We start from the raw sequence: 879 nt of genomic DNA, 5'->3' as shown, positions 1-879 counted from the left end.
CCTTCCATAACTTTTTTCGGACTTGAGGAAAATCCTTCTTGATAAGTCTTGAACTGGCACTTTTATAGGCATTGATGAATTTCGATAATTCACTGTTGGGTTGTGCTTTGAACAAAATATGAATATGATCAATATCGTGGTTCCATTCAACTAATGTGATATTATATTTTTCACTCAACGACACAAATTTATCTTTAGCATAGTCTGAAATAGTATCATCTATTACTTTCCTTCGATACTTTACGACTAACACAAGATGGTAATGCATTGAGAACACCGAATGGTTATTACTATCCAACCTCATTATAATATCAACTCCTACACTTTATACGACTGATTATACCATATTGAGCAAAGAGGCAAAAGAAAAAGACTTTGGGCTGTCACCCAACCGAAATTCATCTCCCACTTACCGTTGGGCTACGCCCTTCACACGCTTGAAGAGGGAGACTTCTTTCGGAAGTACGTTAAAAAATAGCAAATTAGCAATTTCTATCAACATTAAAGAGTAGCGGGGGCGATCCCATCATGATAAAAAAACAGGAAGAGATGAATGTAAAATGTACCCTTTGTAAAGGACATTTTTAAAAAAGGCTTTAACAACTTGAAGAAGATGATGACTGTATTTTGCAGGCGTCATCTTTTTTAAGTTCCATTGACTACGGTAATGATTGTAATAGATCATATAACTCTTAATTTCTCGTTTTACATCTTCTAAGGTTTCACAAGCTTTAAAGTCTGTTTCATCTTTAAAATGGCCAAAAAACGATTCTTGTGGGGCATTATCCCAACAGTTTCCACGGCGCGACATAGATTGCCCCAGTCCCATTTCTTTCACCATCTTTTGAAATTGGGGGCTGGTGTAGTGGAAACCTTGAT

The 879-nt window shown here is 36.4% G+C and carries 1 protein-coding gene and 1 pseudogene; both read right to left on the bottom strand.

Translation table 11 applies throughout. The features are described 5' to 3' along the window. Window positions 1-304, bottom strand: a 304-nt coding sequence (gene tnpA / locus ACFFIS_RS14515) for an IS200/IS605 family transposase (protein WP_390188120.1), incomplete at its 3' end; no start/stop codon positions are given. Window positions 305-601: 297 nt separating this feature from the next. Continuing rightward, window positions 602-879: pseudogene (locus ACFFIS_RS14510) on the bottom strand (integrase core domain-containing protein); the annotation flags it as partial.

Origin of the sequence: Paracerasibacillus soli (assembly GCF_042432965.1) — a bacterium.
Classification (GTDB): Bacteria; Bacillota; Bacilli; order Bacillales; family Amphibacillaceae; genus Paracerasibacillus; species Paracerasibacillus soli.
This window is presented reverse-complemented; position numbering and strand designations above follow the sequence as displayed.